Source organism: Serratia sp. CC22-02, assembly GCF_900182895.1.
Lineage (GTDB): Bacteria > Pseudomonadota > Gammaproteobacteria > Enterobacterales > Enterobacteriaceae > Serratia > Serratia nevei.
In genome coordinates, this window is record NZ_FXUD01000002.1 from 629,249 (window position 1) to 655,600 (window position 26,352).

Consider the following 26,352-nt stretch of genomic DNA (forward strand, 5'->3'; position numbering starts at 1 on the left):
CCCGCCGTTAAACCGCCGGGATCAGGACACGTGCTGCAGGAATTCCTGCAGACGCGGGCTTGGCGGATGGTTGATCAGATCGTGCGGGTTGCCGTCTTCGGCAATCCGGCCCTTATCGATAAAGATCAGGCGCGACGCCACTTTTTCGGCAAAGCCGACTTCGTGGGTGACGATGACCATCGTCATGCCTTCCTCGGCCAGATCCTGCATCACCTTCAGCACTTCGTGGCGCAGCTCCGGATCGAGCGCGGAGGTCGGTTCGTCGAACAGCATCATTTTCGGCTTCACCGCCAGCGCGCGCGCAATCGCCACGCGTTGCTGCTGGCCGCCCGACAGTTCGGACGGGTAGTGGTGGGCACGCTCCGCCAGACCGACCTTGGCCAGCAGCTCGCGCGCCAGCTTTTCCGCATCGGACTTCTTCGCGCCGCGCACGCGGATCGGGCCGAAGGCGACGTTTTCCAGCGCCGTCAGGTGCGGGAACAGGTAGAACTGCTGGAACACCATGCCGGCTTCCTGGCGGATCAACCGATCGTCCACTTTCGGATCGTTGGCTTTCAGGCCGTCGACGATCAGATCGCCGCTGGTGACTTCTTCCAACTTGTTGATGCAGCGCAGCAGGGTGGATTTACCGGAGCCCGACGGCCCGATGATCACCACCACTTCGCCTTTGTCGATCTTCAAATCGATGTTGTGCAGCACCTGGGTTTGGCCAAAATGCTTGGAGACGTTTTTAAATTCAATCACAGGATTTTCATCCTTCTTTCCAGACGACGCAGCACGAAGCTCAGCACCAGGGTAATAATCAGATAGATAACCGCCACGGCGCTCCAGATTTCCAGCGCGCGGAAGTTACCGGCAATAATTTCCTGACCCTGACGGGTCAGCTCCGCCACGCCGATCACGATGAACAGCGAGGTGTCTTTGATGCTGATGATCCACTGGTTGCCCAGCGGCGGCAGCATGCGGCGCAGCGCCAGCGGCATAATGACGTAGCGGATGGTTTCGCGGCGCGACAGGCCGAGCGCCAGGCCGGCCTCGCGGAAACCGTTATGAATCGACAGCACCGCGCCGCGGGTGATTTCCGCGATGTAGGCGCCGGAGTTGATCATGATGGTTACCACCGCCGCGGTGAACGGATCGATGCGCAAGTCGCTAAATGCCATCGGCAGGGCGAAGTAGATGAACATCACCTGTACCACGATCGGCGTGCCGCGAATTACTTCGATAAACACCAACGCGATGTGGTTGGCGATCCAACCGCCGTAGGTGCGGGCAAAGCCGGCGACGAGGCCGATGATCAGGCCGCCAATCAGACCGAGGACCGAAATCCACAGGGTCATTTTGGCGCCCTCTAACAAGATAGGAATGGCGGGCCAGATGGCGCTCCAGTCGAACTGCATGATATTTCTCCCGGTGATCCCAAACGTGGGTATCAGATACAACGAAGCGCAGGGGGTTAAGCGACCCCCTGTGCTTAAGTTAATAGCTTGCCAAATTCACAGCTTACTTAGGTTCGGTGCCGAACCACTTCTTGTAGATCTCGTTATAGGTGCCGTTCGCGCGCAGGGTTTTCAGCGCACCGTTCACCTTCTCGCGCAGCTCGTCGCTGCCTTTAGGGAAGGCGATGCCATACTGCTGTGCTTCCAGCGAATCGCCTACGGTTTTGAACTTGCCGGCGCCGGCCGTCTTAATGAAGTATAGGATGTTTGGCGTGTCGTGCAGCACCGCATCGGCGCGCTTGGTGCCCAGTTCCATGTAGGCGTTGTCGATGTTAGGGAACTGGCGCAGATCCTTGGTTTTGATGTGCTGCTTGGCGTAATCCACCGAGCCGGTGCCGCTCTTCACCGCCACCACTTTGCCGTTCAGATCGTCGATGCTTTTCACGCTGTTGTTGTCGGCGTTGACCATCACCAGCAGGCCGCTCTTGTAGTAGCCGTCGGAGAAGTCGATGGCTTTTTTGCGCTCATCGGTGATGGTGATGCCGGCCAGCGCCAGGTCGACGTTTTTGGTCTGCAGCGCCGGAATGATGCCGCCGAAGTCCATCGGTTTCAGGGTGTAGTCCAGCTTCAGCTCTTTGGCGACGGCGGCCCACAGGTCGATGTCGAAGCCGACGTATTTGTCGCCTTGTTTGAACTCAAAAGGAACGAAAGCGGTGTCGGTGGCGACCACCAGTTTGTCTGCTGCGTGGGAACTTACGGCAAAGGCCAGAGAGAGTGCGGCCAGGGAGACTTTAAAAATCGACTTCATGAGAGGAATTCCTGTACAGGTTGCGGATTACCCATTTTTTATATTGCAGTTGGTGCCATGAAAAAATCGTGCCATGTTTTCAACTACTATAAAAACAAAGAGTTAGTGCGTGATGTTGTGCCGGAAAGGCGAATTGTTATGGTTATGCACCAAGGTGAGGCACCAAAATGGTGCGTAAGAATTATCTTGGTGCACGGGGCTATCATTAACCAAATTTTGGCTGTGAAACAACCGTTCTTTAACGTTTTTGCTTCAATATTGATAACTAACTCTAACTTTCATGATGCACTGACGGTGCAAGCGGGGCCGCGAGGGCACAAAAGGGAGAGCAGATAATGCTAGCGCAACTGGCTGTCTTTGCTGCCGCGCCGATTGTACAGGCTGGCGGCCGCATGTTTTTTGTCTTGTTCGGTCTGGCAGGCGAGGCAAAAACGCACGCCCGTTAACGCCTTGCGGCGCGCCTCGGGGATCGCCTCTCCGCATTCCTGGCAATAGCGTTCGCTCTCGCCGTGCCCGAGCGCTTCACGCGCGCGCTGCACCGCATCGTCGACGGTGGAATCAATCTGATCTTGTACGGCGCCGTCCGCCGCCCAGCCGCTGGCCATCATTACCTCCTGACAAGGGAACCTTACCGTTTAATATGGGCCGTTTTTTGTACAATGCAACGGTCGCGCAAAAGAAAACAGGCCGGGCAAAGCCCAGCCTGTTCTGCCCGGAACGACGGGCGCTCTGCAACGCTTTCGCGTTATTCGATATTGGATTCGATGAACCACAGGAACTTGTCCAGATCGCGCGAGGCGGCGGTGAACATGTCGGCGGTGTCTTCGTCTTCCACTTCGGTAATCGCCTTGCGGATGTCATTCGCTACCGCGCCGTAGCGATCGGCCAGCGCTTTCAGGTGCTCCTGCACGCTGTGGATATTGGTCGGATAGCTTTTCAGCGGCGTGCGATCGTTGACCACCTGTACGGTGCCCAGTGCGACGCCGCCCAACTGCACCACGCGCTCGGCGAAGGTGTCCTGATGCTCGATGATGGCAGTGCGGAAGCCGTCCAGCATTTCATGGACCGCGATGAAGTTCGCGCCGCGCATGTTCCAGTGCGCCTGTTTGGTGATCAGCGAAAGATCGATAAATTGCACGACCTGATGGTTCAGCGCCTTGATGGCGGCCAGTTTGACTTTTTCGTCCAGATCGTTACGGGTATACAGCAGATCAGAAGATTTCGTTTTCACCAGTTTAGCGGTACTCATATCAGATATCCTCTTGATTAGTCGTTGTCCTATTTCGTTACGGGATCAATTATAGCAGGGGTATTTATTTTTGCCGTACGAAAATGGCTATTGCACAAATAGGATTAGCCTAATGGCAATATTTTAATGTGGCTTTTGTTTTTGATTAATGAAATTGATTTTTATTGGTTTTTTTGTTTTTTGTTGCAGGTTTATTATTTACCGCAGTGACGGTTTATCCCTGTTATTTTATTTTCATTGAGCATGCCGGCCTCAGAATAATATCCACTTTGTTATCGCGGTGTTAATTTTAAGCCTATTCAGATTGATAGCCGTAATTGATGCAGTTACAGTAGGGAGATTATCCCCTCTCTATGAGTGGCGAGTGATGAAAATTAACGTCGTCGGCACCAGCGGCAGCGGTAAAAGCACCCTGGCGCGTCAACTGGCGGAACGGCTTGACGTGCCCTATATCGAGATGGACAGGCTCTATTGGCGGCCCGAGTGGCAGGGAACGCCCGATGACGCATTCCTGGCGCGGCTTGAGCAGGCGCTGGCCGAAGCGGGCGAAGGCTGGGTGCTGGACGGCAACTACAGCCGCGCGCAGCCGATCAAGTGGCGCGAGGTCGACTATATCCTGTGGCTGGACTACGGTTTCGGACGCACGCTGTGGCAAGCCGTGCGCCGCGCGTGCCGACGCGCGGCCAGCAAACGTGAGCTGTGGCCGGGCACCGGCAACCGGGAAAGTTTTCGCCGTTCTTTCTTCAGCCGCGAGTCGATCGTACTTTGGACGATCCGCACCTACGCCAAAAATCGGCGAAAATACCTGGCGGAAATGGCCGGCGCCGGGCGCTGCTTCATACGCTTGCGCTCTCCCCGCCAGGCCGCCGATTTTTTACGGGCGTTGCCGCAGGGTCACAGCAGCAGGCGGTGATGGATCCTCACCACCGCTTTCTTGATGTGCTGCGGCCGCTGCCACAGGCAGCCGGTTTTGTGCGGCTCCATTTGGAAAAAGATCGCGAACATGCCGTGCGTCATGTGCAGCGTTTGCGGATGGCGTTTGATGTCCAGCAGCAGAAGGTCGCTATTTTCTGCGTGGGGCTGTTCGCGATGCCCGTCGCCCGCCAGACCGTATTCGATGCGCTCTTCACCGCTGATCAGCAGATGGAGCGCGATGTACTCCTGATGCATCTCGGCGCGCTTCTGCGCCGCCGGCGTAGTGGTCAGCGTCATGACATCCATAAAGATGTTATCGCCGTCGATCGGGTGATGGCCCGGGGCCAGTTCGGGCAGGTCGCATCGACGCAACTCGGTCAGGGTTGAAACCAGCGCCGGCGCGAGTCCGCGGCCGAAGCGTGGGTTGAACAGGCTGTTGTGAATCACTGTTATTCTCCATGTGAGCGAAAGTCCAAAGTGCCTGCGGTACAGGCTAAGGGGAAGTATGCCGACTTGTCACGAGGAAAACAGTTAACCCGCCTGCATTCCGGCGTTGCGGTCGGCAGGCGGGTTGGCGATCAGGAAAGGCTTTCGAGGCGCGGTTTAGGGCGGATGGTCAGGGCGGAGCCCATGGAGGCGGCGATGATGGCCGCCAGCGCCAGCCATTGCACGCCGCTCAGGTGTTCGCCGAGGAACAGCATGCCGGACAGCGCCGCCATGGCCGGTTCCAGGCTCATTAAGGTGCCGAAGGTGCGCGCCGGGATTTTGGGCAGCGCGATGATCTCCAGCGAATAAGGCAGCGCGGTGGAGAGGATCGCTACCGCCAGCGCCACCGGCAGAATATCGAGGTTGAACAGCACGCTGCCGGTTTGCCAGGCGCCGATCGGGCAGAACACCAGCGCGGCGATCAGCGAACCGAGCGCCACCGTGCCGGGGCCGTGATCGCCGCCGGCCTTCTGGCCGAAGATGATATAGACCGCCCAGCAGGCGCCGGCGCCGAGCGCGCAGGCGGCACCGAACGGATCGATCCCCCCCACGCCGTGGCCGAGCGGCAGCAGGAACCACAGCCCGGCGATCGCCAATGCCACCCAGAGGAAGTCGATCGGCCGCCGCGAGGAGAACATGGCCACCGCCAGCGGGCCGGTAAACTCCAGCGCCACGGCGATGCCGAGCGGCACGGTGCGCAGCGACAGGTAAAACAGGTAGTTCATCGCGCCGAGTGACAGGCCGTAAATCAGCAGCGGCAAGCGGCTGCCGGCGGCGAGGCGCATGCGCCACGGGCGGAAGATGATGAACAAAATCAGGGTGCCGATGAAAAGGCGCAGCGTGGTGATGCCTTCCGCGCCCACGATCGGGAACAGACTTTTGGCCAACGAGGCACCGCTCTGGATAGACACCATGGCGATGATTAACAGACAGATAGGCAGCAGCGCGGAGGGCGCTCTGCCGGAAGTAGGTAACGACATCCTTAACGGGCCTTTTATGCGCCGTTCCTCAGCCTTGAGAAAACGGTCGAAACGGGGATGCGAGCAGTGTAAATGAAATGCGAAAATCTGTCTGAGAAAAGCGCGCATCGCGGTGAAATCCGCCGATCCTCGGATGAGATGTGGCGGATTTGGTCAAAAAGTGCGCTTTTTCTTAAGAATTATCTGGATATTAAATAGGTGATTTTTGTCACAGAAAGCCGTAGAATACGGCCGAAAATAGAGCGAAAAGAAGAAGATACACTGTTCTTGAAATCTTCTGTTACACGATATAAAGCATTAGACACTCATTTCAAGGCAGAGTTTCACGCTAATTTTTGTTATATTTTCAAAGCATGAACAAATGGATGTACTTAATAATAAAACGCGTTTGAGGTGGTTATGAAAAAAATTGCATGTCTTTCCGCAGTAGCAGCTTGCGTATTAGCAGTTAGCGCAGGTACCGCATTCGCTGGTCAGAGCACCGTATCCGCTGGCTATGCGCAGGGTGATTTCCAAGGCGTTGCTAACAAGGCCGACGGTTTCAACCTGAAATACCGTTACGAGTTCGACAACAACCCACTGGGCGTAATCGGTTCCTTTACCCACCTGGAAAAGGACGGTTCTCAGGACGGTTTCTACAACAAAGCTCAGTACAACTCTATCTCTGCCGGTCCAGCATACCGCATCAATGACTGGGCGAGCATCTACGGTCTGGTTGGCCTGGGTTACGGTAAATTCACTACCAACGCTCAGAACGGTACTTCTCGTCACGACACCGCTGACTACGGCTTCACCTACGGTGCCGGTCTGCAGTTCAACCCAATCGAGAACGTTGCCCTGGATGTCGGTTACGAGCAGAACCGCATTCGTAGCGTTGACGTTGGCACCTGGAACGTTGGCGTAGGCTACCGCTTCTAAGTGTGTTCGTGCCTGCGGGCATGAACCTGCGGCAGATTTTGCCGCACCGATAAAAAATCCGCCTCCGGGCGGATTTTTTTTATCTGTTATCGGCCGCCTCGCCCCGTCGGCTGCGTTGAAAAGCGTGCGCTGCGGGCATCGCGCTCATAGCCTTGTGGTTCGGTCAATAGCCCGTACAGCTCGGGGCGGCGTCCGTAAATCCAGCGGCGGCCGGTGCTGAGCGGGATCAGCGTCAGATCGAGTTCGGCGCTGACCATCCGGTCTTCCGCCGCCCAGGTCTCTGCCACGATGCGGCCGTAAGGATCGAGGATCATCGCGTTGCCGGTGCGTATCTCATCGTCATCGCGGCCCACGCCGTTGCTGAACAGCAAGAACAGCCCGTTGTCGTGAGCGCGCGACGGTAGCCAGCGCATCAGCCAGCCGCGGCCGTGTTCGCCGCGAAAGGCGGCTTCTATCGCCTGCGGATCTTCCGCACGCCGTTGCCACAGCGCCTGCGGGATCGGCTTCATGCCGTGCGGGCTGCGCGAATGGGTGCCGCCGGTCTGGTGCGGGGCGATCAACACCTCCGCACCCAGCAGCGCCGTGGCGCGCACATTCTCCACCAGATTGTTGTCCCAGCAGATCAAGACGCCCACGCGCACGCCCCAGGGGGTATCGAACACCGTGTAGCGGTCGCCGCTGGCGATAGCCGGGTGTTCGAAGGCGTGCAGTTTACGGTGCACATGCAGCTCGCCGTCCGGCAGACAAACGGCATAGGCGTTGTAGCAACGGCCGTCGTCGCCCAGCTCGATCAGCCCGACGCCGATCGCCATGTTGTAACGCTCCGCCAGCGGGCGAATGCGCGCCAGAGAAGGGCTGCTCGCGATCGGCTCCGCCAGCGCGCGCACCTCGGCGTCGGACAGATGGCGCACGTGCCAATAGCCGGTGATGCACATTTCCGGGAAGGCCAGCAGCTGTATCTGCTGCTCGGCCGCCTCCGTGATAAAGCGTTCCATGGTCGACAGGTTGTAATTCTTATCGTTGGCGCGATGCTGGAATTGCACCGTGGCGGCGCGAAGTGAAGGGGTCATGGTGTCTCTCCGGTTGGGGTCTGCGTTGATTACAGCAGGTGGATTGATTACTGTATAATCAATTAAATTCCCTATTCGATAACCTGATGGAATGGATATAAAACAACTGCGCGCCCTGGTGGCGCTGGCCGAACAGGGCAACTATCGGCAGGCGGCGAGCCTGCTGTGCATCAGCCAACCGGCGCTGAGCAAGCAGATTCAAGCGCTGGAAACCCAGCTCGGCGTTCGGCTGTTCGAGCGTGGCCGACAGGGGGCGGTGCTCACCGCCGGTGGGCAGCGGCTCTACCCGGAGGCGCAGGCGCTGGTGGAACAGTACCAGCAGTTTCAGCGGCGCGCCCGGCGGGTAGCGCTCGGGGAAGCGGGGCGGCTGGCGCTGGGATTTGGCCTCTCCAGTTTTCATCTGGCGCCGCAGCTGGTGGCCGCCTTTCGCCAGCGTTTTCCCGAGGTGGTCATTGGGCTGGAGGACATGCCGTCGGAGCGGCAGTATCAGCTGTTGCTGCAGGGCGAGTTGCAGGCGGGGTTCGTGCGCTTACCGGTCACTACGCCGCTGTGCGGCGTGGCATTGCTGAGCGACCGGCTGGTGCTGGCCGCGCCGGGCGCGCTGGCGCTGCGGGCCGACGACCTGATGGCGCGTTTCAATCAGCTGCCGCTGTTGCAGCTGACGCCGAAACGCGGGCGCGGGCTGAGCGATCAGTCGCTGCGGTTTATCGCTGCTCACCGGTTGACGCCGAACGTGGTGCAGCAGGCCGGCGATATCCAGACGCTGCTGGCGCTGGTCGCCGCCGGCGTTGGCGTCGCGCTGTTGCCGCACAGCATCACGCACATCGCACCGGTTGGCATCGACATTCTGCCGCTGAGCGGCGAAGAGACGGAGTGGCAGGTCGGTATCGCCTGGGATCCGCAGCGCGCGGACGCGCTGCGGGACAACTTCATTCAGACGGCGTTGGCGGTGCAACGCGCTTAGGCATTCAAAGCGGGCAGTGCATCACGACGATCGGGCTCTGGTGATACTCGCTGCGGTGGCTTTCGCAGAAACCGACCTTTTTCGCCAGCGCCAGCGAAGCCTGGTTTTCCGGCGAGATGATGCAGACGGTTTTCTCGCCCGGCAGGTGCGTTTTACCCCAGGCCAGCGCCGCCCGCAGTGCCTCGGTGGCGTAGCCTTTGCCGTGCGCCGAGCTCACCAGCGTCCAGCCCATTTCCGGCGCATCGAGCGCCGGGGTAATGTCGCGAAGGAAGTTGGAAAAGCCGATGCTGCCGAGGTACTCGCCGCTCAGTTTGTCACGCACTGCCCAATACCCGTATCCCAACAGCGCCCAGTGGCCGACGTAGCGCATCAGGCGCCCCCAGGAGTCCTCCCGGTCGCGCGGCGTGCCGCCGATGTAGCGCACCACCTGCGGATCGGCCCACAATGCGGCCAGCGACTCGAAGTCGTCCAGCGTGTGCGCGTCCAGCCGTAGACGTTCGGTGATAAGCGTTGGCGCGGTGTTGATTACGGTCATGTTGCTGCTCCTGCACAGGGTGAAAGGCGATGAAAAACAACGGCGTTCAGTATGCCAGAGAAATCACATCGCCAGCCACAACGGCCGGGTGAACAGAAAGCCGCTCAAGACCGAGCAGGGTGGTCAGCTTCGTCCAGGTCTTGGGGCCAGCCGCCGCCGCACAAGAGGCCATCGAGCAAGCGGGGCTTGGGTTGCTGACGGCAGGGGAAGAGGAAATACGAACCGGAATCAGGATGAAAGTTCGCTATCGATGCCACTGGCGGGCGCTTCACTGGCTTCAGCACCGCCGCGTTCACGCCATTCGCGGCGCCTTTGTTCCCACCACTCTTCGTGGAAGGCCCGCATTTCTTTCAGGCGCTGTTCCTTAACGTGTTGCTGGTCAGTATGGGAGGTTATGGGGGGTACGCGGGATTTCGATGACATAGAGGCCGTCCTTTACAAACTCTACTTTGTATAAATAATGCCCTGTATGAGCGTATTTTTTCAACAAAAAATCATAAATTTTAGCCAATGCTGGCCTTAACGGTGCGCTGAAGATGATCCTGGCATGATACTGATAGGCAAACTTGAGAAGGGTTTCCCCGATTCCAGCTACGAATAAGCGTTCGCGTTGAAGAAGGGTGTAATACATTGCGGTATAGGTATCGAAAGCTGAGCGCTGATGCCTGTTTGCGTCGCTCAGCGCCTTAACATCATAAAACTCCAGAGAGAAAGCATTATTGAGGAGAGCCGTCTCCACATACACTGGGGCAAACCAATGGTGCATGCTTTGCCCAATTTTCTTGAAATCCAAATGATAGACGGCCGTTTTACCATCACCTTTTCTTACTGCAATCTGATACCTGTAGGTGTCTGCTATCCCTGTGTGTGACTCCCTCACATCAATCTCCATGATAAAATCCTTTTTACTATTATTTTTCCTATAGTTATCTCCGTTGTGACGAACAGATTATTAACCGCGGCGGAGAAGATCCTCCAGCCGCCGATGAGGCTTATGCGCAGCGCTGCGCAAAACTAAATGCCGCTGAACCAGTTGTAGCCCTGATCCTCCCAATACCCGCCTGGATTGACGTCGCTGACGAAGATCGCGGCGATATGTTTGGCGTTTTTGAACCCCAGCTTGGTTGGCACCCGCAGCCGCAGCGGGTAACCATAGTCCGCCGGCAGCGCCTTGCCGCCGAAATCCAGCGCCAGGATGGTCTGCGGGTGCAGCGCGGTGGCCATGTCGAGGCTGGAGTAGTAGCGATCGGCACATTTGAAGCCGACGTAACCGGCATTCAGATCCGCGCCGACGTGCTGCAGAAAGGTGCGTAGCGGCACGCCGCCCCATTGGCCGATCGCGCTCCAGCCCTCAATGCAGATCAGACGCGTGATCTGGCTTTGCTGCGGCAGCCGCTGCAGCTGTTCCAGCGTCCAGGGGGCTTTTTTCTCCACTTTCCCGGCGACCTCAAGCCGGTAGCCGGCGAGATCGATCTCGGGGACGTTGTATTCCGGGTAAAACGCGTTGAAAGGGAAAGGGTGGGTAATCTGATCGGGCCGGTAAGTTTGCGCCAGCCGCTGGCCGCTGAACAGCCAGGCCTGCACCCGGTCGTTCCAGCGCGACATGGCCCACAGCACCTTATCCACCCGATCGCCGTCTTGCAGGTTGCAACCGGTGAGCATGGCGATACCGCCCAGCGTCAGGCCGGAACGCAGCATCAGGCGGCGCTGCAGATTGACCAACTGCTTTTCTTGGTCCGGTTCCAGTTTTGGCGCGGTTGCCCGCGGCTTTTTCTCATTCATGTTTGCCACCCGTTATCATCGCCCACAGCGTTTTGGGCACGACGATCACCATAAAGACGTGGATCGCCACGAACAGGCCGATGCCGGCCATGGCGAAGAAATGCACGTAGCGCGCGAAATCGAAGCCGCCAAACAGGGCGACCAATCCCTGCAGCTGAACCGGCTTCCAAATCGCCAGCCCGGACAGCACCAGCAATAGGCCCAGCGCCAGTACGCCGAGGTACATCAGCTTCTGAATGGCGTTGTAGTGGCCATGCCGGTGGCGCAGGCGCAGCGTTAACGCCAGCCAGATATCCTGCCGCAGCGCGCCGACGCGCAGCGGCAACAGATCGCGGCGAAAATGGCCGCTGAACAGGCTCCACAGCAAATAGCAGACGGCGTTGAGCGCCAACAGCCACATCACCGCCAAATGCCAACCAATCGCGCCGCCCAGCCAACCGCCCAGCGTCATCTGTGGCGGAAAGCGGAAATCGAACAGCGGCGAGGCGTTATAGATCTCCCAACCGCTCATGAACATGCACACCATGGCGAACAGGTTGATCCAATGAGTGATTCGAACCGGCCAGCGATGCACCGGCCGCGACGCGTTGGTTTTCATGGTTTTCTCCGGTTACATCGGCGGCACGGTGCCGTCTTTGCCGGCGGAGATGCGGGTGGCGATGCGCTCGCCCTTATCGTTGACGGCGGAGAACAGCACGATGTGCACGCCCGGCTTCAGCAGGCTCAAATCGCCCGGATCCAGCGTCACGATCGGCACGTCTTCCGGCACGACGACGGTTTTCTGCTGGTTGCCGTAGGTGACGGTCAGGGTACGGCCGTTGGATTTCACCAGTTTGCCGACGGTGCCGTTGGTCATGGTGTCCACTTTGCCGTCGGCGGATTCCCAGGCCGAGTGCCCTTCGCCGGTGCCGCGCAGGCTGGCGGCGAATACGTGCACCTCCAGCGCTTTGAGCGTGCCGTCCGGCTGCGGCACGGCGGCGGTGCCGATAAAGCTGTCCGGTTTGATGTCGTCCAGCGTGGCTTTGGACACGCTGAGCACTTTGGTCTGATCGTTCAACTTGACGCTGAGTGTCTCGCCTTTGCGATCGGTCAGCTGCAGATTGCCGTCGGCCACCTGGCTGATGGTACCGCGCAGCGGCGCGATAACTTTGCCCGGCGTTTGGGCGGCGGCGGCCAAGCCGCTGGACAGCAGCAAGGTGGATAACAGTAAACCGGCTATACGATGACGGGTAATCATAACGTTCTCCTGAAATGAGTTTGCCGGTTAAGCATGGTTGAGCCATTGGGTCAGCGCCATGGCCGTTTGATGACATTAATGTCATCAAGTTTGTCCGCCGAAGCTGCTAGTATTTTTGCAGACGTAACGAGGTGGCGAGCATGCGAATACTGGTAGTTGAAGACGATATCGGCACAGGGGATTACCTGAAGAAAGGGCTGGGGGAAGCGGGGTACGGCGTCGATTTGGCGCGCAACGGCACCGACGGGCTGTTTCGCGCGTTGGAGCAGGATTACGATGCGATCGTGCTCGATGTGATGCTGCCGGGGCTGGATGGCTGGCAGATTATCGAGGTGCTGCGCAAGAAAAGCGACGTGCCAATTCTGTTTCTCACCGCCCGCGACGGCGTGCAGGATCGCATCCACGGCCTGGAGCTGGGCGCGGACGATTATCTGATTAAACCGTTTTCGTTTACCGAACTGGTGCTGCGTTTGCGCACCTTGCTGCGCCGCGGGCCGGCGCGCGAAGCCGATCATTACGCCATCGCCGATCTGCAGCTGGACGTGCTGCGCCGCCGGGCGGTGCGCCAGGATCAGGTGATCCCGTTGACCAACAAGGAGTTCATGCTGCTGCATCTGCTGGTGCGGCGCGAGGGCGAAGTGCTGTCGCGCACGCAAATAGCCTCTCAGGTGTGGGACATGAATTTTGACAGCGACACCAATGTGGTGGACGTGGCCATCAAACGCCTGCGCGCCAAAATAGACCGGCCGTTCGACGTCAAGCTGATCCACAGCGTGCGCGGCATCGGCTATGTTTGCGAGCCACGCTCGTGAGCGGGCGCACGTCACGTCGGCCGGTATCGCTGACGCTGCGCACCGCCACGCTGTTCGCACTGGTGGCCGCGTTGGTGGTGAGCGGGACGGGCGGGTATCTGTTTAGCGCCATGCGCCAGGAAATGACGCTGCGCAGCGATCTGCAGGTGACGGGGCGCGTAGAGTATTTCCGCCATCTGCTGGGGCAGCGCTTTCCTTTGGCTCGCCTGACCGCCAATAACGGCCTGTTTGAAAACATGCTGGGCAATGAACAGGACGTGCTGATTTTCCAAATCCCGGGACAAAAACCGCTCATCAACGTGAACCCGGCCGGGGTGGCATTGCCGCCGATCGTGCCGACGCCGGCCGGCCAGGCGCAGACGTTGGCCGCCGTGCGCGGCGGGGAAACGGCGCAGGGGGTGCCGCTGCGCGCGGCTTCAGCGATGGTGCGCCTGGAAGACGGCAGCCTGTTGCAGATCTCCGCCGCGCATGTGATGGTCAACGAACAGAAGATGCTGGCGCGCTACCTGTGGCGCATCGTCGCGGCGGTGGCGGTGGCTTTCCTGCTGATTGCGCTCCTGGGGTATGGGGTCATGCGCCGGGGATTGAAGCCGTTATGGCGCATGGCGGCGCAGGCGGCGCAGATTGCGCCCAATACGCTGTCGACACGCCTGAGCGAGCAGGGGGCGCCGAAGGAGTTGCAGCAGCTGACCCGTTCATTCAATGCGATGCTCGATCGGTTGAATGAAGGCTATCAGCGGCTGACGCAGTTTTCCGCCGATCTGGCCCATGAGATCCGCACTCCGGTAGGGGCGTTGATGGGCCAGTGTCAGGTGGCGCTTTACCAGCCCCGCAGCGTGGAGGAGTACGAAACCCTGCTGTCGAACAATATGGATGAGCTGGAGCGCATTTCCCGCATGGTGGAAAATATCCTGTTCCTGGCGCGCGCCGGCGAGGCGCAGTCTGCGCTGAACTACAGTCGGCTGGATGTGGCGCTGGAGCTGCGGCGGGTGGCGGATTATTTCGAGGGGCTGGCGGAAGAACGCGGCATCGCGCTGAGCTGCGCAGGTGAGGGAACGCTGAAGGCGGACGCGATGCTGTTCCAGCGCGCGTTGAGCAACCTGGTGGCTAACGCGGTACGTTATGCCGACGAGAACAGCCGGATCGTCCTGCGGGCTGAACGGCGCGCCGATGCCTGGTGGGTACAGGTTATCAATCAGGGGCCGCCGATCGCGCCGGCACAGCTGGAAAAGCTGTTCGATCGCTTCTATCGCGCCGATCCCGCGCGCAGCGCCGGCAATCATGCCAGTGGGCTGGGGCTGTCTATCGTGCGCGCCATCATGACGCTGCACGGCGGTGAAGTTCGCGCGCAGTGTTCCGATGGCCGGGGTTCTGCTTGCTTGACCTTTAGCCTGATATTCCCCTCATCAGTTCAATGAGCTACCGCGAATGTTTTCGCCTGTTGCGAAAAACGCGACAGGCGCCATTCGTAAGTTTTTCCTTTCATTATTGTTTCCCACCGCCTTGGCTGAACCCAAAATTTAACATTTGCGACGCGGCAAACGCGTTAATTCATCGGGCTAATGCGGATGGACTGCGGTCTGTGATTACGCTCAACATTCACGTGTTATTATTTTTTTATTAAAATTTAGTTCTGCGGTCTTTTTTTGAGATGATTTTCCTTAAAATTTATAATTTGCGACACAAAAAACTAACTTTGTGGTTTTTGGCGCGTCAATATATCAATGAATGAGGTGATTGGTTAACCTTTGGTTATGGTTTGCAAGAAAAATCCTATATAAACGATGGTGAGGTGACAAAGCGTATTTCGTGGCGTTAATTGAGTGGTTTTTCTTGCCTGTGCTTGGGTATTTTCGCGAATTACCTGATTAAATATTTATTTAATATTTCATTAACATTTGACGCCAAACTATAAATGATCGCTATAGTGAAAACATGTGAATAAAATGAAATATAGATTTAATGACCATATTCTCTTTGACGCAGACACCAGAACCCTTAGCCCAACAGATTTTTCTGACGATCCCATATCCATATCCAGTCCTTCCAAACGGTTGTTGTTGCTGTTGATTGCCCACCATGGCGAGGCCGTAGGGCGTGAACTGATATTCAAGAAGGTCTGGGACGATTACGGCATGGTGTCCAGCAATAATAATCTTAATCAGTGCGTCAGCAAATTGCGTCGGGTGATTAAAAACCTTGGCGTCGAGGATGAGGTCATTGTTACGGTTCCTAAAGTGGGCTTTATGTTGCGTGATGAGATTACCATCGAGTCTTATGAGGACGCGGAAGATATTCACGACGCGGAGCCTGCCGCGGCTGTGCCGGGATCTGCGTCCGCAGCGGCGGTCAATCCGGCGTCCGACACCGTCATCGACGGGGCCTCTTCTCATCTTGGTTATTCCCGCCGTGGGTGGCTGATGTTCAGCGCGATGGTTCTGGGGGGGATCCTCATGGCTATTGCTGTCACGGCCTATTTCAGCGGCTCGGGGGCCCGGCAGGAGAGCTACCTGGGAAAGTCGGGCAACTGTAAGGTTTTCATGTCGTTGCCTGATGCCTCGGCGACGGTCAACGCCAGCCTGAATCGGGACATTCTGGCTTACGCCGCGCACCAAACGGGAGAATGCAGCGGCGATGAGTTTTTGCTGGTGGTGCGCAGCAATCAGGTCAGGGCTTACATTTCCGGCATTTCCCGCTTATTCCTGCTGCGTTGCAAGATCTTGCGCGAACATAAAATGGAGATCTGTTCAGGATTGGAAAGCGACAATGCCGAGTTTATTAATTGACCATTGATCGCCGCTGCCCAACGCGATTGAAGGGCGGTGGATATGACAAAAATATTACAGTGTTGAAATAGAACGTTCGACTTTCATTTGGCGGGTTGCCGTGTGGCGCTTACGAGAGGTATTTCCCTTTCTCTACCGCTTTCTACCTCATTATGGTGATTATGTATGGTTAAAGCCGATTTCGGTGATGCGCTGCTATTTTTTGAACCCAGCTATTTAGTGAGAAGAGGAATGGAAGCATTTCTCGTTACCCAATCAAGTGACAGCTATTTTATCGACACTTTGAGGGAGCTGGAAGGGGTATTGAAAGAGGGAAAGCCTCGCGCGCTTATTATGGAGTTATATCATCAGAGAGAATATTTGTATGATGTATTACGATTCGTTCTGACGGCAAAAAATGTTTGGCCGGAAATTCCCTTGGTGATTTTCACCGCGGTAGAACACCCCGGTATATTAGCGTTGTTGGCGGCGGATGCGCGCATAGCGATAGTGGCAAAGGAGGAGCCATTGCATTGCCTGAGTGACGCCATTGCGGCTGCAGGTGAGTTCTCCGGCTATCGTTCCCCGCATATTCGCGCCCGGCTGGTGCATTCGGCAGCCGCATTATCTGACAGTGAATGGCGAGTTTTGGCCATGATGGTTGCCGGTGCATCTCCAGGCAGCATCGCCAACGTGACCCGGCGGAGTTACAAAACCATAAGCTCCCATAAACTGAATATTATGCGAAAACTGGGCCTCAATCAGGCCGGCTTTATGCGGCTTATTCTTTCCCTGAGAACCCGATACCCTTCCTGACACAGGGCGAGAAGCCCCCCTTTTTCTCTACAGCGGCCGATCTGGATTGGCTGCTGCCCCCTGCGTAAATCCAATCAATCTTTTCCCTCAGCGAACAACGCCGGCGCTGAAATTTTGCACGGCCATGGGAAGGGCGAACAGAGCGTACTTGTGGTTAAACAATAACCGCCTTGCAGGGGTTAAACCACAATGTGATTGTGCTTTCATCAAAGGCTTAACCCGCTTTTTAATGTGATTGATGGGGGTTAAAACATTAATTGCGGGATTTAAATCTAAATATTTGAACTTTAATAGTTAATGATTCTTTTTTGATCGGCCGGGGATATTCTTGTGGCGTCAAGCAGACTGGCTAAACGCAGTGATGCAAACGGCTGGCTGAGAATGGACGAAAGAAAGAAAACATATTCAACATTGAAGGGAGTTATACCATGAAGAAAATGACACTGGCTCTGGCGATCGTTTCCGCCTTTGCAGCGGTCAGCACTGCTCAAGCCGCCGACGTTACCGCTCAGGCGCTGGCAACCTGGTCTGCGACCGCCAAGAAAGACACCACCAGCAAACTGGTTGTGACGCCGATTGGCAGCCTGGCCTTCAACTATGCAGAAGGCATTAAGGGTTTCAACAGCCAGAAAGGCCTGTTTGACGTCACCGTGGAAGGCGATACCACGGCCACCGCTTTCAAACTGACCTCAAAACTGGTCTCCAATACGCTGACTCAGCTGGATACTTCCGGTTCTACGCTGGAAGTCGGGGTGAACTATAACGGTGCGGTGGTCGGGAAAACGGCTGAAACCACCATGATCGACACCACCGCCGGCATTTTGGGCGGCAATCTGAGCGCCCTGTCCAACGCCTACAACCAGGCCGGCCGCACTAGCGCGCAGGATCAGTTCACCTTCAGCATCATCGGCGCGACGTCAAACGGCACCACCGCCGTCACGGATTTCAGCACGCTGCCGGAAGGTATCTGGAGCGGCGACGTCAGCGTCGAGTTCAACGCGACCTGGACTTCCTAATCCCCCGAACGATCTGCATCTGGCAGGGGGGAGACCTCCTGCTATTTATCGCTCATCAACGCCAGTGGAATATCGCAATGACACGCTTTTCTCTCGCCGTCACCCTGATGTTAATGCTGCTGCGGCCGGCTTTGGCGCTCGATGTGGGTGAGATCAGCGCCTTCATGCCTGGCGACAGCGCGCGCCTGAGCAAGGAAATCAAAAACACCACCGACAGCGGCCGGCTGGTGACCATCAAGATCGAACGCATTTCCAGTCCCCTGGCCTCCGGCACGGTGATCCCGATGAGCAGTCGGGATGAAATGCTGCTGTCGCCCGCCAGCCTGATCTTGCCGGCCAACGCCAGCGATGTGATCCGCTTTTACTACAAGGGGCCGAATGATGCCCAGGAGCGTTACTACCGCATCGTTTGGTTCGATCAGGCGCTGAGCGAGGCGGGGCAAAATTCGGCTCGGCGTAATGCCGTGGCCACCACGTCGGCGCGCATCGGCACCATTTTGGTGGTGGCGCCTCGGCAGGATCGCTTCGCCTATCAGTTCGCCAACGGACGGATCAAAAACACCGGCAACGCCACGTTCAAAGTGGTGGCCTACGGCAATTGCAGGAACAAGCAAGACGGCAGCGACTGCAAGGAAAACTATTTTGTGATGCCGGGGAAGGATCGCGCCTTCAGCAAGGTTGACGTCAACGATAAAAAAGGACGCGTCGCGCTGTGGCACGGCGAACAGTTTATCCCGGTGAAGTAATGCGCGCGTTATCCACGATGGATGCAAAACAATCACGCAAGGAGTGGCATGTGAACGCTGTGCTGTTGAGAACGCTTTTGGCTGCCGGTGCGCTGGCGCTCCCGACGCTGTTGCCTGGCCGTATGGCGATGGCGGCCGGTTTGACGCAGATTAACGGCGTGCTGATCCCGCACACTTTCAGCCTGGCGTTGCGCGAGGGGATGAGTATTCCGCTGTTGTTGCATTATGAAAAGAGCGATGGCGTCAAAGACGACAGCCGCATCGGCCATGCCTTTCTCTACCTGGATCAGGACAGGCTAAAGATTCGTCGGGTGACGCTGGAGGATAACGACGACGGCGCCCGGCTGACGGCGGCGATTGCCGGCCAGCTGCAGGCTTTGCAGGATGCGCCATTCGATCGGCAGCAGCATATCCGGATCGCGGACGACGCCTGGCTGGCGCTGGATTTCCGGCAGCTCAACCTGCAGCTGGTAGTGAAGGAATCCGCGTTGGGGACGGTGCTGCGCGCCCGCTCCAGCGACATCGGCGCGTCCAGCGTGGATGCCGTAAGCAGCACGCTGGATTATAACCTCGGGGTCTACGATAACCGGGCCCGCGCCAGCGAAGGCAATACCTCCAGTTATTTATCGCTCAACAGCGTCACGGCGTTGCGTGAACACCACGTGGAGTTGAACGGTTCCATCTACGGTATCGGCAGCGGCGATGAAAACGCCACGCTGTACAAAGCAATGTACGAGCGTGATTTCGCCGGCCGCCGTTTCGCCGCCGGCATGCTGGACAGCTGGAATCTGCAGTCGCTGGGGCCGGTCACGACCATCAACTCGAGCAAGATTTATGGCCTGTCCTACGGCAACCGCGCCAACTCGACGGTATTCGATAATTCCCAATCGCTGACGCCGATCGTGGTTTTTTTCCCCTCGGCCGGCGAGGTGCATCTGTCGCGCGACGGGCGGCTGCTCAGCGTACAAAACTTCACGATGGGCAACCATGAAGTGGACACCGGCAGTTTGCCCTACGGTATCTATGACGTAGAGGTGGAGGTCGTGGTCAACGGCAAAGTGGTCGATAAACGCATGCAGCGAGTGAATAAATTGTTCAGCCCCAATCGCGGTGCGAATGAGCCGCTGGCCTGGCAATTCTGGGGCGGGATGCTGCGCATGGACGACTGGCGCGGCGAACGGGAACGCCACCGCCCGGCAAAGGACTCTTATTTGCTTGGCGCTTCGGCTACCGGCAATCTGCAAACGCTTAATTGGGCGCTGTCGGGGTATTCGTTTGACGGCAACGCCGTCGGCGAGAGCCGCGTCAGCCTGCCGGTGACCGAGTCGATTCAGATCAACCTGCAAAACATGGCGGCCTCCGATCGCTCCTGGAGCCTGGTCAACAGCGTCAGCGCCGCGTTGCCCGGCGGCTTCAGCAGCGTATGGATCAATCAGGAGAAAACGCAGATTGGCGATCGTCTGTTGCAAAATGACGCCTATAACCGCGCCGTTGGCGGCAGCCTTAATCTGGGGGCGCTGTGGTCTCCGCTGGGCACCCTGAGCGCCAGCTACAACGACGATAAGAAGAACGACAGTCACTATTACAACGCCGACTATTACCAGAACATCTTTACCGGCCGCTTCGGCACGCTGGGCGTCCGGGCGGGCGTGCAACGCTACAACAACGGCAGCAGCAACGCCAATACCGGCAAGTACATCGCGCTCGATTTTTCACTGCCGATGGGCAACTGGCTCAGCGCCGGCGTTTCCAATCAAAACGGTTACACCACCGCCAACCTGGCGGCGCGCAAGGACATCAAGGACGGGCCGATCCGCACCCTGGGCGCCAACCTGTCGCGGGCGATTTCCGGTGATACCCGCGGCGACAATCGCTTCAACGGTGGTGGCTATGCGCGCTTCGACACCAAGTATTCGGCCGGCACGCTCAACGTCAGCAGCTCCGCCGACGGCTACGTTAACAGCAGCCTGACCGCGAGCGGCAGCATGGGTTGGCAAGGGCGTGATATTGCCATCAGCGGCCGCAACGAAGGCAACGCCGGGATTATCTTCAATACCGGCATTGAAAACGACGGCCTGCTGACCGCACGGGTTGACGGCCGGATGGTGAAGCTGAGCGGCAATAAGAATTACCTGCCTTTGTCGCCTTACGGTCAGTACGACGTTGAGCTGATGAACAACAAAAACTCGGCGGAGAGCTTCGACATCGTCACCAAGCGCAAGAGCAAACTCACCCTGTATCCGGGCAACGTGGCGGTGATCTCGCCGGAGATAAAACAGATGGTGACGGTGTTTGGCCGCATCAAAGCGGAGGACGGCACGCTGCTGGCCAACGCCTATATCAAGAACCATATCGGCCGCACCCGCACCGATGAGAAAGGCGAATTTATCATGGACGTCGACAAGAAATTCCCGGTTATCGATTTTACCCACGGCGGCAATCAGACATGCGAAGTGGATTTGGATCTCAGCAAGGCGCAAGGCGCCGTGTGGGTCGGCGACGTGATCTGCACCGGGCTGAAAACCTATGCAGGCAATATGTCATCCGGGGAGTCTGACCATGAGAGCTAACGTTGCGCTGTTGTTGTTGGCGCTGGTCGCCCCCGCGCTGCAGGCGGCGGTCAGCCAGACCAACTGGCCGGATGCGGCGGTCATGAAATTTGTCTTCGTGGAGAACAACGCCGACGACAACTTTTTCGTCACGCCGGCCGGCGGGCTGGATCCGCGCATGACCGGCGCCAATAAGTGGACCGGGCTGAAATACGGCGGTTCCGGCACCGTCTATCAGCAGAGCCTGGGGTACGTGGATAATGGTTACAACACGGGGCTGAATGCCAACTGGCGCTATGACATGTGGCTGGAAAATGCGCCGATAAAGAATCCGTTCCTCGGCCTGCGCTGCATCAACTGGTATGCCGGTTGCAATATGGATACCAGCTTGATTCTGCCGCAGACCACCGACGAAAAGGGATTTTACGGCGCCGTGGTTACGCCCGGCGGCGCAAAATGGATGCACGGCATGATGTCGCCGAGCTTCTATCAGTATCTGAAGCAGATGGCGGCGGGCGAAGCTTTCAGCATGCAGATCAACGGCTGCCAAACGTCGGTGGCTTATGACGCCGCGGCCGGCGGCCGCTGTCGGGATCAGGCCAGCGGCAGCTGGTACAAGCGGACCGTCACGCACAGCAAGGCGGCCCACCTGCGCTTTATCAATACCAACGCCGTATCGGAGGTGTTCGTCAACAGCGATGGGGTGCCGATCATCGGCGAGGGCAATGCCGATTGCAAGAACCAGACCATCGGCGCTCGCTCAGGCATCATGTGCAAGATGGTCAGCTACGATTTGCAGACCGACGGCAGCGTGAGCAATACCTCGATTCATATTTTCCCGGCGATTAACCATGCGGCGCTGTCCTCAGCGGTGAACGCCGCCGATCTGCAGTTCAGTCTGAACGGCAACACCTGGAAAAACACGTCGGGCACCGGCAGCTACTATACGTTTAACGAGCTGAAGAGCAGCAACGCCGTCTATGTGTTCTTCTCCAGTAACTTCTTCAAACAGATGGTCGCGCTGGGGATTTCCGACAGCGGCACCCGCGATCTGATCAATTTCCGTTTTCAGAACACCACCTCGCCGGAGTCGGGATGGTATGAGTTTTCCACTTCAAACCAGCTGATTATCAAGCCGCGCGATTTCAGCATCAGCATTATTTCCGATGATTACGACAACAGCCCACACCGTGAAGGCTATGTCGGCCCGGCGGAGCCGGCGCTGGAGTTCGGCTACTTCGTGACCACCAGCGGCAAAACCGCCGCCGATCAGGTGAGGGTGATGGCGACCGGGCCGACTCAGGCGATCAATGGGGTGAACTATTGCCTCTTTTCTTCTGCGGATAACACTACCCAGGTGCCGTTCCCCGCCACACTCGGCATCACCACCAGCACCAACGGTCAGCAGAGCTTCGCCGCCGGCTGCGATGGCCAGTGGCACGACATGACCAATGCGCTCTGGAGCAGCACGCCGTGGAATGATATCTCCGGTGAAGTGGGGGTGCTGAACAAGACCCGCGTGACCTTTAGCATTCCGATGAACAATCCGATCTCGCTGAGAACCGTCGACGGCAACGGTTGGTATGGCGACGTCAGCGCCGCCGGTGAAATTCATGTCGAAGCCACCTGGCGCAACATCAATTAAGGGCAGGGCGTGAAACTTGTGCTGATAGGGTTGCTGTGTTTGTCCTTTCCCTTTACCGCCGCCGCAATCAATGTCGGTACCCTGACGTTTGCCATGGATCAGGATCGCTCATTCACCGCCAAACGGGTGTTGAATAATAACCGCAGCGCGCGCCTGTATCAGGTGAGCATTCGCGCCATCGATCGGCCGGGAGAGCGCGAGGTGCGCAGCCGGCCGGCGGACGGCGAGCTGCTGTTCGCGCCGCGCCAGCTGACGCTGCAGGCCGGGCAGGCGGAGTACTATAAGTTTTTCTATCGCGGGCCGCAGGATAATCGCGAGCGTTATTACCGGGTGTCATTTCGCGAAGTGCCGACCCGACTGTTCGAGCCGGGGCCGCGTCGGGGTGCCGGCGTCAACCTGGAGCCGATCGTGGTGATGGACACCATTCTGGTGGTGCGCCCGCGTCAGGTAAACTTTGCCTATCGGCTCGATACCCAGCGCGGTACGCTCACCAACACCGGCAACACCTACTTCAAGTTCCTGCTCAAGCCGGGCTGCAACAGCACGGATGAAGAGGGCGTCACCGAATACCTGCGCCCCGGCGATACGCTGACCCATGCCGGTATTCGGCTGAAGGGGCAGAAATTTATTATCTATAACGACAAATTTATCAGCGTCGATCGCAGCTGCCTCGATTAACGCGGCGGAATGGCAAAGCGGAAGCAGGCGCCGCTTTGCGCTTGTTCGATCAGCTGAATATCGCTGTCGTGCAGCTGCAGAATGCGCCGCACGATCATCAGGCCCAGTCCGCCGGAAGGGCGCCGGGCGCCGCTCAGGACAGACGGGCGCACGAACAGATCGGCGCGCAGCGTCTGCGGAATGCCGGGGCCGCTGTCGCTGACCTGCACCATCACTCGATCGTCCTGCCGCCACAGCCGCACGCCGATGTCGCCGCCGGGCGGCGTATGGCGAATGGCGTTGTCCAACAGGTTGGTCAGCACCCGCTCAATCATGCTGAGATCGGCGAACACCGGCGGAATGCCGGGGGGAATGTCGGCGTGCAGCCGCTGGTTGCGCGCCTCCGCCGCCAGCTCGAACTTTTGGAACACGTCCTGCAACAGCTCGCTGAGGGAAAAAGGCTCTTTCTGCGGTTTCACCACGCCGTACTCCAGCCGCGCCAGCTCGAACAGCTCCTGCGCCAGCTTGCCCACTTTGCGGCTCTGCGCCAGCGCGATCTCCAGATAGCGCCGCCGATCGGCTTCGCTCAGGGTGGCGGCCTTGACCGACAGCGTCTCCAGATAGCCGTGCAGCGAGGTGAGCGGGGTGCGCAGATCGTGCGAGACGTTAGCGATGAACTCACGCCGCAGCCGATCCTGCTGCGCCAGCGTTTGCCACTGTTCGGCAAGGCGCTGCGCCATGCGGTGGAAGGCCTGCTGCAGCTGGCTGACTTCGTCGCGCCCGGCCCGTACCGCCGGCAGCGCCGCGTAGGCCTGCACCGCCTCGATGCCGCCGCTGTCCAGCGCGCTGACCTGCCGGGTCAGGCGACGGATAGGGCGCGTTACCCAATAAAACGCGAAGCCGCCGGCCAGCAGGCTGAACAGCACCATCAGCCCGGAGGTCCACAGCGCCATCCTGACCGCCGAGTTGAACTGGGCGTTGCTGGCCAGCGCCGTGTACTCTTCGCCGAGCAGCACCACGTACAGATAGCCCTCGATCCGGCCATCGACCTTAAGCGGCGCGACGCTGAACACCTTGCGCCCGTCCACGCTGCGCGGATCGTCGCCATACACCGGCATCGGCGCGCCACCGAGCAGCGCCTGCAGCGGCGGCAACGCGACCCGCTGCCGCTTCAGATGCCCGGCCGGCGCGGCGTTGCCGATAATCGCGCCCTGCTTGTCGAGCAGGTAAACCTCAACGCTGGGGTTCACCGCCATCAGCTGATCGAACAGGGTATGCACCGCCTGCGGATCCGGCCCGTTCACCCCCAGCAGCGGGTTGCTGTCGGCGATATGCTGCGCCAGGTTGCCGGACAGGCGCTGGATCACCGCCTGGCTGTACTGGGTGCTGCTGCGCACCTGCATCCAGCCGGAAAAGGCGCAGCCGATGACGATCAGCAGCGCGAAGATCAGCGTGAGGCGTTGCGCTAACGTAAGGTTTTTCATGGCTCACTCTTGCGGCGCGGCCGCGAATTTATAGCCCATGCCCCACACCGTGAGGATGCGCTCGGGTTCCGCCGGGTTGCGCTCGATCTTGATGCGCAGCCGGTTGATATGGGTGTTGACGGTGTGCTCATACCCCTCGTGCTGATAGCCCCAAACCTGATTCAACAGGCTCAGGCGCGAGAACACCTGGCCCGGGTGTCGGGCGAAAAAGTACAGCAGGTCGAACTCGCGCGGCGTCAGCTCGACCGGCTGCTGGTGCAGGTGCACTTCGCGGGCGATGGGGTCGATGGTCAGATCGTTGAAGCTGAGCACGCCGGCGTCCATGCGCAGGTTGCGGCTCATCGCTTCCTGGCGGCGAAACAGCGCCTTGACCCGCGCCACCAGCTCCAGCATGGAGAAGGGCTTGGCCAGATAGTCGTCGGCGCCCAGCTCCAGCCCCAGCACGCGGTGCACCTCGCTGGAGCGCGCGCTGGTGATGATGATTGGCGTGTAACGCGTCATGGTGCGCGCCCGGCGGCAAATCTCCAATCCGTCCACGCCCGGCAGCATCAGATCGAGGATGAGGGCGTCCCAGCCGCCCTGTTCCAGCATCGCCATGCCCCGGTTGCCGTCGGCGGCGTGGCTGATGGCGTAACCCTCGTCGCGCAGATGCAGCTGCAGCAGTTCGGCGATGTCGCCGTCGTCCTCGACGATCAAAATTCGTTTTGGCTTGTCCATTCTCATTACCGCTGATTGCCCGTTTCTCTCTGAAGTCTACACAACCCCCACCGGCGGAGTTATCACATTTTATTTAACTTTGCGTGAGGTCTTGGGGAACAAATCCGGGGAATACTCGGCTCATCGCCTCATTGGTCGCCAGGAGTTCGCATGAGCCTCACTCTCACCCCGGAACAACGACAGACGGTGCATCCGCTGTGGCTGCGGTTGACGCATTGGCTGAATGCGCTGGCGATGCTGATCATGGTGACCAGCGGCTGGCGCATCTACAACGCCTCGCCGCTGTTCAACTTCAGCTTTCTCAATGAGCTGACGCTCGGCGGTTGGCTGGGCGGCGCGCTGCAGTGGCACTTCGCCGGCATGTGGCTGTTCGGCGTCAACGGGCTGTGCTACCTGCTGATCAACCTGGCCAGCGGGCGTTTCAAACGCAAGTATTGGCCGCTCAGCCCACGGCAGTTTCTCGCCGATATAGGTGCCGCGCTGCGCGGCAGGCTGCAACACGCCGACCTGCGCCACTACAACATGGTGCAACGCGTGGCCTATCTGTCGGTGATGATCCTCGGCGTGATGAGCGCGCTGTCCGGGCTGGTGCTGTGGAAATCGGTGCAGTTTCCGCTGCTGCGCACGCTGCTCGGCGGTTATGAGGCGGCGCGCTATATCCACTTTTTCGCCATGTCGGCGCTGGTGGCCTTCGTCGCGATTCACCTGGTGATGGTGGCGCTGGTGCCGCGGACGCTGCTGGCCATGCTGCGCGGACGCTAA

The 26,352-nt window shown here is 58.6% G+C and carries 28 protein-coding genes; 13 read left to right on the forward strand and 15 right to left on the reverse strand.

Annotated elements, in window-relative coordinates:
• Window positions 1–21 precede the first annotated feature (21 nt).
• The 5 genes from glnQ to dps form a co-directional block, all read right to left on the reverse strand.
• Window positions 22–744, reverse strand: coding sequence for a glutamine ABC transporter ATP-binding protein GlnQ (gene glnQ, locus QOL81_RS09925; protein WP_004939230.1), 723 nt, complete (start codon window positions 742–744; stop codon window positions 22–24).
• Window positions 741–1,400, reverse strand: a complete 660-nt coding sequence (gene glnP / locus QOL81_RS09930; protein WP_019454487.1) for a glutamine ABC transporter permease GlnP — start codon at window positions 1,398–1,400, stop codon at window positions 741–743. The genes glnQ and glnP overlap by 4 nt, the downstream gene beginning before the upstream one ends.
• 103 nt (window positions 1,401–1,503) lie before the next feature.
• Window positions 1,504–2,247: a glutamine ABC transporter substrate-binding protein GlnH gene (gene glnH, locus QOL81_RS09935; RefSeq protein WP_038880498.1), complete on the reverse strand. Its 744-nt coding sequence runs from the start codon at window positions 2,245–2,247 to the stop codon at window positions 1,504–1,506.
• Between the two features lie 338 nt (window positions 2,248–2,585).
• Window positions 2,586–2,852, reverse strand: coding sequence for a DksA/TraR family C4-type zinc finger protein (locus QOL81_RS09940; protein WP_038880495.1), 267 nt, complete (start codon window positions 2,850–2,852; stop codon window positions 2,586–2,588).
• A 140-nt stretch (window positions 2,853–2,992) separates the two neighbouring features.
• Window positions 2,993–3,496: a DNA starvation/stationary phase protection protein Dps gene (gene dps, locus QOL81_RS09945; RefSeq protein WP_004939215.1), complete on the reverse strand. Its 504-nt coding sequence runs from the start codon at window positions 3,494–3,496 to the stop codon at window positions 2,993–2,995.
• Window positions 3,497–3,863: 367 nt separating this feature from the next.
• On the opposite strand from dps, the gene QOL81_RS09950 reads away from it, so the two are divergent.
• On the forward strand, window positions 3,864–4,409 hold the full coding sequence (locus tag QOL81_RS09950; RefSeq protein ID WP_283439832.1) for an AAA family ATPase: 546 nt from the start codon (window positions 3,864–3,866) through the stop codon (window positions 4,407–4,409).
• Here QOL81_RS09950 and nanQ read toward each other — a convergent pair.
• The gene (gene nanQ, locus QOL81_RS09955) at window positions 4,391–4,858 is read right to left on the reverse strand and encodes an N-acetylneuraminate anomerase (RefSeq protein WP_047728217.1); all 468 of its coding nucleotides are present in this window, start codon (window positions 4,856–4,858) and stop codon (window positions 4,391–4,393) included. The two genes, QOL81_RS09950 and nanQ, sit on opposite strands and share 19 nt — an antisense overlap.
• 131 nt (window positions 4,859–4,989) lie before the next feature.
• Window positions 4,990–5,877 carry a threonine/homoserine exporter RhtA gene (gene rhtA, locus QOL81_RS09960; protein WP_038880488.1) on the reverse strand — a complete coding sequence of 296 codons (888 nt, stop codon included), beginning with the start codon at window positions 5,875–5,877 and terminating at the stop codon, window positions 4,990–4,992.
• A gap of 399 nt (window positions 5,878–6,276) precedes the next feature.
• Here rhtA and ompX point away from each other — a divergent pair, with 399 nt between their 5' ends.
• Window positions 6,277–6,795: an outer membrane protein OmpX gene (ompX, locus tag QOL81_RS09965; RefSeq protein ID WP_019454480.1), complete on the forward strand. Its 519-nt coding sequence runs from the start codon at window positions 6,277–6,279 to the stop codon at window positions 6,793–6,795.
• An 86-nt stretch (window positions 6,796–6,881) separates the two neighbouring features.
• Here ompX and QOL81_RS09970 read toward each other — a convergent pair whose 3' ends face one another.
• Window positions 6,882–7,865, reverse strand: coding sequence for a nitrilase family protein (locus QOL81_RS09970; protein ID WP_047728214.1), 984 nt, complete (start codon window positions 7,863–7,865; stop codon window positions 6,882–6,884).
• Between the two features lie 91 nt (window positions 7,866–7,956).
• Between QOL81_RS09970 and QOL81_RS09975 the strand changes: the two genes are divergently transcribed.
• Window positions 7,957–8,829: a LysR family transcriptional regulator gene (locus QOL81_RS09975; RefSeq protein WP_197827212.1), complete on the forward strand. Its 873-nt coding sequence runs from the start codon at window positions 7,957–7,959 to the stop codon at window positions 8,827–8,829.
• Between the two features lie 4 nt (window positions 8,830–8,833).
• Here the strand turns inward: QOL81_RS09975 and QOL81_RS09980 are convergent, their stop codons facing one another.
• The 5 genes from QOL81_RS09980 to QOL81_RS10000 all read right to left on the reverse strand — a co-directional run bounded on the left by QOL81_RS09980 (window position 8,834) and on the right by QOL81_RS10000 (window position 12,383).
• Complete coding sequence (locus tag QOL81_RS09980; protein ID WP_055312084.1) at window positions 8,834–9,364, reverse strand: GNAT family N-acetyltransferase; 531 nt, start codon at window positions 9,362–9,364, stop codon at window positions 8,834–8,836.
• Window positions 9,365–9,743: 379 nt separating this feature from the next.
• Entirely contained in the window at window positions 9,744–10,256 is a 513-nt protein-coding gene (locus QOL81_RS09985) for a hypothetical protein (RefSeq protein ID WP_169318177.1), read from the reverse strand.
• 122 nt (window positions 10,257–10,378) lie between these two features.
• On the reverse strand, window positions 10,379–11,146 hold the full coding sequence (locus QOL81_RS09990; protein WP_070914010.1) for a molybdopterin-dependent oxidoreductase: 768 nt from the start codon (window positions 11,144–11,146) through the stop codon (window positions 10,379–10,381).
• Window positions 11,139–11,744 carry a cytochrome b/b6 domain-containing protein gene (locus QOL81_RS09995; RefSeq protein ID WP_063988827.1) on the reverse strand — a complete coding sequence of 202 codons (606 nt, stop codon included), beginning with the start codon at window positions 11,742–11,744 and terminating at the stop codon, window positions 11,139–11,141. The genes QOL81_RS09990 and QOL81_RS09995 overlap by 8 nt, the downstream gene beginning before the upstream one ends.
• Window positions 11,745–11,756: 12 nt before the next feature.
• Window positions 11,757–12,383 carry a hypothetical protein gene (locus QOL81_RS10000; protein ID WP_060421289.1) on the reverse strand — a complete coding sequence of 209 codons (627 nt, stop codon included), beginning with the start codon at window positions 12,381–12,383 and terminating at the stop codon, window positions 11,757–11,759.
• Between the two features lie 140 nt (window positions 12,384–12,523).
• Here QOL81_RS10000 and QOL81_RS10005 point away from each other — a divergent pair, with 140 nt between their 5' ends.
• The 9 genes from QOL81_RS10005 (at window position 12,524) to QOL81_RS10045 (ending at window position 23,410) form a co-directional block, all read left to right on the forward strand.
• Window positions 12,524–13,195 (forward strand): heavy metal response regulator transcription factor, encoded by a 672-nt coding sequence (locus QOL81_RS10005; protein ID WP_033650568.1) that lies wholly within the window; start codon window positions 12,524–12,526, stop codon window positions 13,193–13,195.
• Entirely contained in the window at window positions 13,192–14,613 is a 1,422-nt protein-coding gene (locus QOL81_RS10010; protein ID WP_060421292.1) for a heavy metal sensor histidine kinase, read from the forward strand. The genes QOL81_RS10005 and QOL81_RS10010 overlap by 4 nt, the downstream gene beginning before the upstream one ends.
• 528 nt (window positions 14,614–15,141) lie before the next feature.
• The gene (locus QOL81_RS10015) at window positions 15,142–15,981 is read left to right on the forward strand and encodes a winged helix-turn-helix domain-containing protein (protein WP_102984061.1); all 840 of its coding nucleotides are present in this window, start codon (window positions 15,142–15,144) and stop codon (window positions 15,979–15,981) included.
• A gap of 165 nt (window positions 15,982–16,146) precedes the next feature.
• Entirely contained in the window at window positions 16,147–16,776 is a 630-nt protein-coding gene (locus tag QOL81_RS10020; protein ID WP_283439799.1) for a helix-turn-helix transcriptional regulator, read from the forward strand.
• Window positions 16,777–17,204: 428 nt separating this feature from the next.
• Complete coding sequence (gene ecpA, locus QOL81_RS10025) at window positions 17,205–17,792, forward strand: common pilus major fimbrillin subunit EcpA (protein WP_004939148.1); 588 nt, start codon at window positions 17,205–17,207, stop codon at window positions 17,790–17,792.
• Window positions 17,793–17,869: 77 nt separating this feature from the next.
• Window positions 17,870–18,538 carry an EcpB family pilus assembly chaperone gene (locus QOL81_RS10030; protein ID WP_038880871.1) on the forward strand — a complete coding sequence of 223 codons (669 nt, stop codon included), beginning with the start codon at window positions 17,870–17,872 and terminating at the stop codon, window positions 18,536–18,538.
• A gap of 17 nt (window positions 18,539–18,555) precedes the next feature.
• Window positions 18,556–21,108, forward strand: a complete 2,553-nt coding sequence (locus QOL81_RS10035) for a CS1-pili formation C-terminal domain-containing protein (protein ID WP_283439800.1) — start codon at window positions 18,556–18,558, stop codon at window positions 21,106–21,108.
• Window positions 21,098–22,732: a fimbrial adhesin EcpD gene (gene ecpD, locus QOL81_RS10040; protein ID WP_060421304.1), complete on the forward strand. Its 1,635-nt coding sequence runs from the start codon at window positions 21,098–21,100 to the stop codon at window positions 22,730–22,732. The genes QOL81_RS10035 and ecpD overlap by 11 nt, the downstream gene beginning before the upstream one ends.
• A gap of 9 nt (window positions 22,733–22,741) precedes the next feature.
• Window positions 22,742–23,410, forward strand: coding sequence for a fimbrial biogenesis chaperone (locus tag QOL81_RS10045; protein WP_060438937.1), 669 nt, complete (start codon window positions 22,742–22,744; stop codon window positions 23,408–23,410).
• Here the strand turns inward: QOL81_RS10045 and QOL81_RS10050 are convergent.
• Window positions 23,407–24,873, reverse strand: a complete 1,467-nt coding sequence (locus QOL81_RS10050) for a sensor histidine kinase (RefSeq protein ID WP_060421310.1) — start codon at window positions 24,871–24,873, stop codon at window positions 23,407–23,409. The genes QOL81_RS10045 and QOL81_RS10050 overlap by 4 nt on opposite strands.
• Window positions 24,874–24,876: 3 nt before the next feature.
• Complete coding sequence (locus tag QOL81_RS10055; protein ID WP_047728196.1) at window positions 24,877–25,590, reverse strand: winged helix-turn-helix domain-containing protein; 714 nt, start codon at window positions 25,588–25,590, stop codon at window positions 24,877–24,879.
• 150 nt (window positions 25,591–25,740) lie between these two features.
• Between QOL81_RS10055 and QOL81_RS10060 the strand changes: the two genes are divergently transcribed.
• Entirely contained in the window at window positions 25,741–26,352 is a 612-nt protein-coding gene (locus tag QOL81_RS10060; RefSeq protein ID WP_033653385.1) for a cytochrome b/b6 domain-containing protein, read from the forward strand.

Bases quoted from the DNA above. Each gene is read 5' to 3' on its own strand.
- QOL81_RS10000 (WP_060421289.1), bottom strand. From the start codon at position 12,383: ATGATTACCCGTCATCGTATAGCCGGTTTACTGTTATCCACCTTGCTG.
- QOL81_RS09975 (WP_197827212.1), top strand. From the start codon at position 7,957: ATGGATATAAAACAACTGCGCGCCCTGGTGGCGCTGGCCGAACAGGGC.
- glnP (WP_019454487.1), bottom strand. From the start codon at position 1,400: ATGCAGTTCGACTGGAGCGCCATCTGGCCCGCCATTCCTATCTTGTTA.
- QOL81_RS09985 (WP_169318177.1), bottom strand. From the start codon at position 10,256: ATGGAGATTGATGTGAGGGAGTCACACACAGGGATAGCAGACACCTAC.
- QOL81_RS10060 (WP_033653385.1), top strand. From the start codon at position 25,741: ATGAGCCTCACTCTCACCCCGGAACAACGACAGACGGTGCATCCGCTG.
- rhtA (WP_038880488.1), bottom strand. From the start codon at position 5,877: ATGTCGTTACCTACTTCCGGCAGAGCGCCCTCCGCGCTGCTGCCTATC.
- QOL81_RS10015 (WP_102984061.1), top strand. From the start codon at position 15,142: ATGAAATATAGATTTAATGACCATATTCTCTTTGACGCAGACACCAGA.
- glnH (WP_038880498.1), bottom strand. From the start codon at position 2,247: ATGAAGTCGATTTTTAAAGTCTCCCTGGCCGCACTCTCTCTGGCCTTT.
- QOL81_RS09990 (WP_070914010.1), bottom strand. From the start codon at position 11,146: ATGAATGAGAAAAAGCCGCGGGCAACCGCGCCAAAACTGGAACCGGAC.
- QOL81_RS09940 (WP_038880495.1), bottom strand. From the start codon at position 2,852: ATGGCCAGCGGCTGGGCGGCGGACGGCGCCGTACAAGATCAGATTGAT.
- QOL81_RS10020 (WP_283439799.1), top strand. From the start codon at position 16,147: ATGGTTAAAGCCGATTTCGGTGATGCGCTGCTATTTTTTGAACCCAGC.
- QOL81_RS09950 (WP_283439832.1), top strand. From the start codon at position 3,864: ATGAAAATTAACGTCGTCGGCACCAGCGGCAGCGGTAAAAGCACCCTG.
- QOL81_RS10050 (WP_060421310.1), bottom strand. From the start codon at position 24,873: ATGAAAAACCTTACGTTAGCGCAACGCCTCACGCTGATCTTCGCGCTG.
- QOL81_RS09995 (WP_063988827.1), bottom strand. From the start codon at position 11,744: ATGAAAACCAACGCGTCGCGGCCGGTGCATCGCTGGCCGGTTCGAATC.
- ompX (WP_019454480.1), top strand. From the start codon at position 6,277: ATGAAAAAAATTGCATGTCTTTCCGCAGTAGCAGCTTGCGTATTAGCA.
- ecpD (WP_060421304.1), top strand. From the start codon at position 21,098: ATGAGAGCTAACGTTGCGCTGTTGTTGTTGGCGCTGGTCGCCCCCGCG.
- QOL81_RS10055 (WP_047728196.1), bottom strand. From the start codon at position 25,590: ATGGACAAGCCAAAACGAATTTTGATCGTCGAGGACGACGGCGACATC.
- QOL81_RS10035 (WP_283439800.1), top strand. From the start codon at position 18,556: ATGGATGCAAAACAATCACGCAAGGAGTGGCATGTGAACGCTGTGCTG.
- dps (WP_004939215.1), bottom strand. From the start codon at position 3,496: ATGAGTACCGCTAAACTGGTGAAAACGAAATCTTCTGATCTGCTGTAT.
- QOL81_RS09980 (WP_055312084.1), bottom strand. From the start codon at position 9,364: ATGACCGTAATCAACACCGCGCCAACGCTTATCACCGAACGTCTACGG.
- QOL81_RS10030 (WP_038880871.1), top strand. From the start codon at position 17,870: ATGACACGCTTTTCTCTCGCCGTCACCCTGATGTTAATGCTGCTGCGG.
- ecpA (WP_004939148.1), top strand. From the start codon at position 17,205: ATGAAGAAAATGACACTGGCTCTGGCGATCGTTTCCGCCTTTGCAGCG.
- QOL81_RS09970 (WP_047728214.1), bottom strand. From the start codon at position 7,865: ATGACCCCTTCACTTCGCGCCGCCACGGTGCAATTCCAGCATCGCGCC.
- QOL81_RS10005 (WP_033650568.1), top strand. From the start codon at position 12,524: ATGCGAATACTGGTAGTTGAAGACGATATCGGCACAGGGGATTACCTG.